Origin of the sequence: Brevundimonas sp. (assembly GCF_036400995.1) — a bacterium.
Taxonomy (GTDB): Bacteria; Pseudomonadota; Alphaproteobacteria; order Caulobacterales; family Caulobacteraceae; genus Brevundimonas.
Genome location: NZ_DASWWG010000091.1, coordinates 1 through 8,706, shown reverse-complemented (window position 1 = coordinate 8,706; position 8,706 = coordinate 1). Strand labels below are relative to the sequence as shown.

The 8,706-nt window shown below is 70.1% G+C and carries 6 protein-coding genes; 1 reads left to right on the top strand and 5 read right to left on the bottom strand.

Annotated elements, in window-relative coordinates; genetic code table 11:
- The 5 genes from pdxA to VGE03_RS13010 form a co-directional block, all read right to left on the bottom strand.
- On the bottom strand, positions 1–927 hold a 927-nt coding region (pdxA, locus tag VGE03_RS13030; RefSeq protein WP_331046905.1), incomplete at its 3' end, for a 4-hydroxythreonine-4-phosphate dehydrogenase PdxA.
- Positions 927–2,264, bottom strand: a complete 1,338-nt coding sequence (locus VGE03_RS13025) for a peptidylprolyl isomerase (RefSeq protein WP_331046904.1) — start codon at positions 2,262–2,264, stop codon at positions 927–929. The genes pdxA and VGE03_RS13025, both read right to left, overlap by 1 nt.
- Before the next feature lie 99 nt (positions 2,265–2,363).
- Positions 2,364–4,793, bottom strand: a complete 2,430-nt coding sequence (locus VGE03_RS13020; RefSeq protein ID WP_331046903.1) for an LPS-assembly protein LptD — start codon at positions 4,791–4,793, stop codon at positions 2,364–2,366.
- Between the two features lie 47 nt (positions 4,794–4,840).
- Positions 4,841–5,971: an LPS export ABC transporter permease LptG gene (lptG, locus tag VGE03_RS13015; RefSeq protein ID WP_331046902.1), complete on the bottom strand. Its 1,131-nt coding sequence runs from the start codon at positions 5,969–5,971 to the stop codon at positions 4,841–4,843.
- On the bottom strand, positions 5,968–7,101 hold the full coding sequence (locus VGE03_RS13010; RefSeq protein ID WP_331046901.1) for an LptF/LptG family permease: 1,134 nt from the start codon (positions 7,099–7,101) through the stop codon (positions 5,968–5,970). Before VGE03_RS13010 ends, lptG begins: the two co-directional genes overlap by 4 nt.
- A 134-nt stretch (positions 7,102–7,235) precedes the next feature.
- Between VGE03_RS13010 and VGE03_RS13005 the strand changes: the two genes are divergently transcribed.
- Positions 7,236–8,706 (top strand): leucyl aminopeptidase (locus VGE03_RS13005; RefSeq protein ID WP_331046900.1); only part of this gene is annotated, 1,471 nt, incomplete at its 3' end.

Below are 8,706 nucleotides of genomic sequence, written 5' to 3'. Positions count from 1 at the left end.
CTTGCCGGCGATGTCGAAGCCGGTGCCGTGGTCGGGCGAGGTGCGCACCACCGGCAGGCCGAGGGTCACGTTGACGCCGCCCCAGAAGTCCAGCGTCTTGACCGGGATCAGGGCCTGGTCGTGGTACAGGCAGATCGCCGCGTCGTAGGTCCGTCGGGCCTCCTCGTGGAACATCGTGTCCGCCGGCAGCGGGTCGGTGACGGCGATCCCCCCGGCGCGCAGGTCGGCGGCCGCGGGGGCCAGGATCTCGATCTCCTCGCGCCCCATGGCCCCGCCCTCGCCGGCGTGGGGGTTGAGCGCGGCCAGCGCCAGGCGGGGGGCGGCGATGCCGAAGTCGCGGCGCAGGGCCTCGTGGACGACGCGGGCGACGCGCCTGACCCGCTCGCCGGTGACCAGTCCGGGCACCGCCGACAGCGGCTCGTGGATGGTGACGAGGGCGGCGCGCAGGTCCTTCGCCGTCAGCATCATCACCGGTCCGCGGGTCCCGGCGAAGGGGACGTCGGCGGTCAGTTCGGCGAGAAATTCCGTGTGGCCGGGGAAGCCGAAGCCGGCGGCGTACAGAGGGGCCTTGGCGATCGGGGCGGTGACCACCCCGGACGCGGCGCCGGAGACGGCGAGGGCTACCGCCTCCTCGATCCCGTCGGCGACGGCGGCGGCGTTGGCCGGATCCGGGCGGCCGGGCGTGACCGGCGCGGGCAGGGGGCGGTCCAGCGCCGGCAGGGCGCGCGGGAAGACGGCGGCGGCTTCGGACAGGTCGGCGACGGCCTGCACCGGCCCGCCCTGGCGGCGCAGCAGGGCGGCGTCGCCGACCACGGCGAAGGCCGGGCCCGTGGTCTTCAGGGCCTCCCACGCCGCGGCGACGATCTCGGGCCCGACGCCCGCCGGTTCGCCCAGACTCAGGGCCAGCGGCGCGGCGGGGCCGTCCATCACTTCATCTCGATCAGGGCGTCCTCGCGCAGGTCGCGCATGTAGCGGCGGCCGAGGGTGGAGAGGTTCTGCGCGAACAGCTGGCTCTCGACCTGGCGGCGGTCGGGGGCCTCGGCGCCGCCGGCGCGGCGGCCGCAGACGGCCAGCAGGTGCAGGCCCAGCGGGGTGCGGACGGGGGCGCTGATCGAGCCGATGGCCGCCTCGCGGGCGACCTGCTGGAACTGCGGGGCGAGGTTCTGCACGTCGGTCTCGCCGAGGTCGGAGCCGAGCAGGCCCTGCTCCGAGCTGGCCCGCGTCAGGATGTTGTCGCAGGTCAGCTGCGGGCGGATGGCCTCCAGCCGCTGCCGCGCCGCCGCCTCGTCCGCGCCCTCCGCCAGCTCGATCATCACCTGCTTCAGCTGCACCAGGCTCGCCGAACTCCCGTCCCGCTTGTCCCGCATGTAGATGATGTACACGCCCCCCTCCACCGGAATCGGCCTCGACAGCTGTCCGACCTCCAGCTGGTCGAGGGCCTGCTGCAGGGTCGGGGGGACGGCGCCTTCGACGATCCAGCCGGCGTCGCCGCCGCGGGCGGCTGAGGGAGCGGCGGAGAATTGCTGGGCCACGGCCTGGAAGGGCGCGCCCTGAACCATCTGGGCGACGAGCTGGTTGGCGCCGTTCAGGGCGGCCTGCTGACCGCCGACGCGGCTGGCTTCGATGTAGATTTCGCCGATCAGGTACTGCTTCTTGGTCGCGGCTTCGCCGATCTGCCGGAGGGCGGCGTCGACCGCGGCGGGGCTCGGCCGAGCGCGAGTCTGGAAGCGGCCACGGACGAGTTGGGACCAGCCAATCTGGGTGCGGAGCTGTTCGCGGAAGGTCTGCGGCCGGATGCCGCCTTGGGCGAGGAAGTCGAGATAGGCTTGAGGCGTCGCGCCCACCTCCTCGGCCATGGCTGCGATTTCCCGGTCGAGTTCCTCGTCGGTGATCCGCAGCCCCTCTTCCTCGAATTTGGCGAGCTCCTGGGCTTGGAGACGCTCGTCGATCAGGGCATTGAGAGCCTGCTGCTGGATGGCCGGGAGGTTCTCCGGCGTGGGCTGCACCTGGGTCATGGCGATCAGCAGCAGCATGCGCTGGCGCAGGTCGAAGCCCGTAATGACGCTGTCATTGACGGTGACCAGAATGCCGTCCGACAGCTGGAACTGCGGGGCGGCGGCCGGGGCGGCCGTCGGGGCCTGCTCGGCGGCAGGGTTCAGCGTGCCGGCGGCGGCGGGCGCCTGCCCCGGCGCGGTCTGTGCCACGGCCGAACCGGCCAGCAGGGCGGCCATGGCCACGCCCGTCAAGTAACGCTGCAAACGCATGTCAGTCCTGGTTCCTCAAGCGGCGCCGCCGGTTCGACCCCGGCGTGCACCCTTCGCGCAGCCTGAGTCGCGCGTCGGTCAGCGCCCGTCGCCCTGTCCTTACCCTGTACCGCCGAAAGTGGCGAGGTTTAGGCGGATATAGATGCCCTCGGACGGACCGCTCGGGCGCACCTGTGTGTTGTCCCGGCGCCACCCCAGCTCGAAGCGGAAGCAGTCGTCGTCGAACAGGATGCCCACTTCGGACCGGGTGATCAGGTCGCGCTCGAGATCGGCGATGCCCGAGGCGGCCACGCCCCAGTTGCCGTAGATGAACTGCTGGCCCGCCACCTGGACGAATTCGTAGTTGCGGTTCTCCACCCCGGCGAGCGGGTTGGAGCGGTCCACGATGTAGCTGACCGTGGCCAGGTTCCGGCGGCCCCAGCGGCCGTCGAGGGCGGCTTCGGCGCGGCGGATGTCGCCCGAGGAGTCGATGGTGGCGTGCGCCCAGCCGCGGATGCGATCCGACGGCGAGAAGCTGCCCTGGACGACCCAGTCGGAGGTGTCGGACGACAGGCCGGTCGGATCGTACAGCTGGGTCGGGGCGTCCGGCACCGGCACGAGGAAGGCAGGCTGCTCCTCGTCGCGGAAGCTTCGGCCGATGAACAGGCTGGCCTGACGGCTGTCGCCCCAGCGCAGGGTGGCGCGGGCGCCCGTGGTGAAGCGCATGCCGCCTTCCAGCAGGTCGTAGCCGGGGAAGCGGTCGATGCGGAACAGCGAGCTTTCGTCCAGCTCCAGCGTGGCGCTGTCCTCGTTGGGCACGCGGGCGTCGAGGTCGGGATCGGTCGACAGCGACAGCTGGGCCATCGGCTCGAGGATCAGGTCCGCGCCGGGGCCGATGCGCCGGATCAGGGGCCAGGACACGTCGATGCCGGCGGTGGCGCGGCTGCGGGTGATGGTCTCGTCCTCGACACCCATCATCGGCGGCAGGTCGCTGACCGAATAGACGTCGGCCCGGACATCGACGAACGGCTCCCAGCGGATGCCGATGGGAGAGATCAGGGTGCGGCGCCACTCGGCCTGGCCGGAGATGCGGCGGCTGTCCACGCCCGGCAGACCCAGCGTCGGGCCGGACGGAATGACGCCGGGGCGAAGCACCGGGCTGCCGACATAGTCGTCGCGGTACAGCGAGACGGCCGAACCGCGCAGGCGCAGGCGACCGCCCATGACTGGACCATCGGGCTCCCAGCGCGCCTCGATCAGCGGCGCGACATAGGGCAGTTCGCCGTCGCTTTCGAAGACGTTCAGCGCCGGGGTGTCGAAGTCGAATTCCTTGACCCGCAGGCTCTGGATCGAGAAGGCCGCGACCGAGATGTAGGACCGCTCGGTCTGGCGCTCGGCGTAGAGCTGGGAGATCAGGCGGCGTTCGTCGCCGTAGTAGAGCCCGTTGTCCTGATAGGGATCGCGGATGTCGTAGCGGTCGAACAGGGTCTTGTCCGAGGTCCGCTCGGCGGTGAAGCCCCACCGCCACGGCCCGGCCGGATCGAAGGCGCCGTGGCCCAGCAGATAGCTGCGGCTGGTCTGGTCGCCGAAGCGCACGTCGCGGTCGATATCGCCGTCGTTGTCGACGTCGAAGTCGCCGAAATTGCGCTCGTAGGTATAGCCGCCGCGCAGGACGATGGTCCCGTCGCCGAAGCGACGGCGCCATTGCAGGTTCAGGAACGGCGCGACGTCGGTGTTGAACTGCGGGCTGATCAGCCAGTCTTCCGAGGGCGAGATGACCTGCAGATAGGGGACTTCGAGGCTGAAGCCGCGGCCCTCGTCATAGCTGGGGATCGGGACCAGGAAGCCCGAGGCGCGTTCGACCGTCGGATCGGGGTGGGCGAAGAAGGGCAGGTAGAAGACCGGCACCCCGCCGACGCGGAAGACCGCGTTGCGGTACAGGATCGCGCGCAGGCTTTCGTCCTGCACCACCTTCTCGGCCTGGATGGCGATGCTGGGCTGCTTCGGATTGCCCTCCGCGTCGCAGATCGGGCAGGGGGTGAAGATGGCGTAGTTGAGCTCGTTGACGTTCTGGCTGCGGCGCACGGCGGTGGCGGCCATCAGGCTGGCGCCGTTGCGGAAGCGGGTCGCGAAGTCGACGGCCACGCCCGCCCGCATGTCGGAATCGATCTGCAGCTGGCTGGCGAAGATCACATTGCCGTCAGGGTCGGTGAACTCGACCCGGTCGCGGGCGCCGGCGACGCCCAGGTTGAGGTCGTAGCTGACCTCGCCGGCGCGCAGGGTGGTGTTGCGGAAGCGGGCCAGAACCCGCTCGTCACCGCCGCGGGCCGTGATGACGTCTCCGGTCCGCGTCGTCGAATCAGCCTCGATATAGGCGGCGTTGGCGCCCAGTCCGTCGGGGCCGGGCTGGGACGGCGGGACCTGCTGGGCGGCAGGCTGCGTCTGGGCCTGGGCCAGCCCGCTCCATGCGGCCAACGCCACCACGCCCGCCCCGGCGAGAAGCCGGCGACGCAGGGCTGCGGTAGTGGGCCGACGGCGGTCACGCTGCATGCAAGATCACTTCAGAAAGGGCAGGAGGCTGAGGGGCGACGGATCGCTTAGCCGTCCTCGGTATAGAACAGCAAGGTGAACGCGGCGAGCGCCGTCAGCAACGGCGGCAGCCAGGCGGCCAGCCACGGCGGAATGACCTCGGCCGAGCCGAAGGCCGAGGCGGCCTGGTTCACGAAGAAGAAGGCGAAGCCCAGCACGACGGCGGCGGCGCTCATCCGGGCCAGATCGCCCAGACGCATCAGGCGCAGCGAGAAGGCCGCCGCGAGGATCGACATGGCCGCGAACATCAGCGGCGTGGCCAGCAGTTGCTGCAGACGCAGGGCGTAGGCGGTCGAGGAGAAGCCGGCGTTCTCGACGCGGGCGATCTGGGCGGGCAGGGACCAGAAGGGGGTCGACTGCGGCCGCGCAAAGCGCTCGAACGCCTCGTCGTCGGCGAGGCTGGAGGGCAGGTCGAGGGTGGCGTAGCGCACGGCGCGCTGACCGATCTGGGCGCCGACCGCGTCCACCAGCCGCCAGCGACCGGCGCTGAGCGAGGCCGAGGCGGCGTCGATCCGCTCGGAGAAGGTGCGCAGGCCCTCGCCGTCGTTGGTGTAGATGAAGAAGGTCACGCCCAGCAGGCGTCCGCCCGCGCGGTCCTGCCGGTCGGCGCGGATGACCATCTGACGGCTGTCGTCGCCCTCGCGGATCCAGACGGCCTGTGGCGTGTCGGAGCCGGCGACGGATCCGGACAGACGCGACCGCTCACGCTGGAACAGGCCGTCGGCGGCGGAGGCCGCGGGGCCCAGGGCGGTCACGGTCAGGATGCCGAACAGGAAGGCGAACCCGGCCGCCGGCAGCACGAAGCGCCAAGCCGAGACCCCGGCCGCCCGCATGGCGATCAACTCGCTGCGCCGGTTCAGGCCGACGAAGGCCGCCAAGGTGCCGAACAGGAAGACGAAGGGCAGCAGCTGGACGATGACCTGCGGCGACTTCAGCAGCATCAGGGCCAGGATGCGCAGGCCCGACAGGTCCACGTCCGAGCCGACGCCGCGGGAAATCTCCACGAAGTCGATCAGCATGATCAGCGCGGCGATCACGCCCAGGGCGACCGCGAGCGAGCGGGCCTGCTGGGTGAGGATATAGCGCTCGATCCGGCCCAGACGGAGCCACGGCGCCTTCAGCGAGGTACGACTGGTCATGCGAACCTCCCCTTCAGGCGGTCGAGGGCGGGGCGCAGACGGCTGCGGCGCGGCTTCAGGGCGCGGAACAGGACCCGCAGGGCGATGGCGGTGGCCACGATCGGCAGCACGTACTGGAAGATGTTCAGCCAACCGTTCCAGGCGCTGGCGGCGACGACGCCGTAGCCCATGATGCGGACGATCAGGAAGGCGGCGGCGGCCTTGGCGATGCGCAGGCTGTAGCCGGTCCGGCTGAACGAGCCACCCATGAGGGCCGCGAGGGCCATGGCCATGCCCATAAGGGCGTAGAGGGGCGCGGACAGTCGCGAATGGCCCTCGGCCATCAGCTCGCCCGCCGATCCGACCTTGTCGAGGTCGCGGGGCGACGGGTTGAACAGCTGCGGCAGGTAGAGGTCCGACGGCTTGTAGCGGACGGCGTCATTCACATCGACGTACTGGGCCAGGGGCAGGTCCTGCCGTCCGAACGACAGATATTCCAGCACGCCCCGCGACGAGTAGCGCTGCCATGAGCCGTTCAGCAGGGTCAGGTAGGGCTGGCCGTCGATGCGGCTGAACCGGGCCTCGGCGGCGTCCCAGGTCGTGGTCTTGTCGCCGTCCTGCACATAGACGAACAGGTTCTTCAGCAGGCCGTTCTGTTCGATCTGCTGGACATAGACGGTCAGGCCCTTGGGCCCCTGGACGAAATTGCCTTCCTCGACCAGCAGGGCGGCCAGGTCGGTGCGCACGGCGAAGGTGGCGTTGCGCGCCTCCCGCTGGGCCCAGGGCTGGGCGATCGTGGTGATGAACAGGGTCAGCAGGGCGGCGATCACCGCCAGCTTCATCGCCGGGCGGATCGCTTGCCAGCGGGTGACGCCCGAGGCGAAGACGGCGGTCAGTTCCTGCTCGCGCTGCAGGCGGGTCAATGCCGTCAGGGCGCCGACGAACAGGCCGATGGGAATGATGACGGCGAGCAGTTGGGGCAATGCCAGCAGGGTCAGTTTGACCATCACCCAGACGCTCTGGCCGCGTTCAACGATGAACTCGAGCTGGTCGAGGCTCTGGCTCAGAATGCCGATTCCGGCCAGCGCGGCGCACGCCGCCAGCACAGGGCGGCCGATCTGCCGGAAAAGGTAGCCTTGAATCAACGTCATAAGGGAATGGAAATCGCCCGTTGCAGGCTGCGGCGAGGGAGAGCATCTAATACACACCCGTTTGCGCCGGTGAAACCGCGCGGACAATCCCACTCGCACAAGACCGGGGCGTTACATCCCGGCGGGAGCAGTAAATGAAGATCGAATTCGTCGCCTCGGCCGCCGCCGCCGAGGTCCTGGCCGTCCTCGTTCATGACGGTCGCGCCCTGGCCGGCGCGGGCGCGTCGGTGGACAACGCCGCCTCGGGCGCCCTGACCAAGGCCATGACGAACAGCCGCTTCACCGGGGGCTCGAACAGCACCCTGATCGTCACCGCCCCCGCGGGCGTCGACGCCGGCACGGTCGTGCTGACCGGCGCGGGCGCGCCGGACAAGTTCGACGATCTGGCGCTGGAAGCCGCCGCGGGCGCCGCCTATCACGCGGTCAAACTGTCGGGCGCCGCCTCGATCACCATCGACGTCAGCCATCTGTCGGCCGATCAGGCCGCCCGCGCGGCCTTCGCCGCCCGTCTGGCCAGCTATCGCTTCCTGAAATACCGCACGACGCTGAAGCCTGAGAAGACCCCGTCGATCGAGACGATCAAGGTCGTCGCCGCCGACGTGAAGGCCGCCGAGGCCGCCTATGCGACCTATTCGGCCGTGGCCGAGGCCGTCGAGTTCTCGCGCGATCTGGTCGCCGAGCCGGCCAACGTCCTGTACCCGGAAGAATACGCCAAGCGCGTGAAGGCGCTGGAGAAGCTGGGCCTTGAGGTCGAGGTTCTGGGCGAGAAGGAACTGGCGAAGCTGGGCTTCCGCACCCTGCTGGCCGTCGGCCAGGGCAGCGTGCGCGACAGCCAGGTCGTCATCATGAAGTGGAACGGCGGCAAGAAGGACGATCAGCCGATCGCCTTCGTCGGCAAGGGCGTCTGCTTCGACACCGGCGGCATCTCGCTGAAGCCGCCCGAGGGCATGGAAGACATGAAGTGGGACATGGGCGGCTCGGCCGCCGTGGTCGGCGCCATGCACGCCCTCGCGGGACGGAAGGCCAAGGTCAACGCCGTCGGCGTGATCGGTCTGGTGGAGAACATGCCGGACGGCAACGCCACCCGTCCGGGCGACGTGGTTGAATCCCTCTCGGGCCAGACCATCGAGATCCTGAACACCGACGCCGAGGGCCGCCTCGTCCTGGCCGACTGCCTCTGGTACACCCAGGAGCGCTTCAAGCCGAAATTCATGGTCGATCTGGCCACCCTGACCGGCGCGATGATCATCGCCCTGGGTCTGGAGTACGCGGGCGTCTTCTCGAACTCGGACGAGCTGGCCAACAACTTCCTGGCCGCCGGTCCGAAGGTGGGCGAGAACGCCTGGCGCATGCCGATCCCGGCCGCCTACGACCGCCACATCGAAAGCCCGATCGCTGATCTGAAGAACATGGGCAACGGCCGCGCCGGCGGTTCGATCACCGCCGCCCTGTTCCTGCAGCGCTTCACCAACGGCACGCCGTGGGCGCACATCGACATCGCCCCGACCGCCTGGGTGAAGGACAGCCGCAGCCCGACCGTGCCGGACGGCGCCGTGGGCTGGGGCGTGCGCACCCTCGATCGCATGGTGGCTGACAGCTACGAAG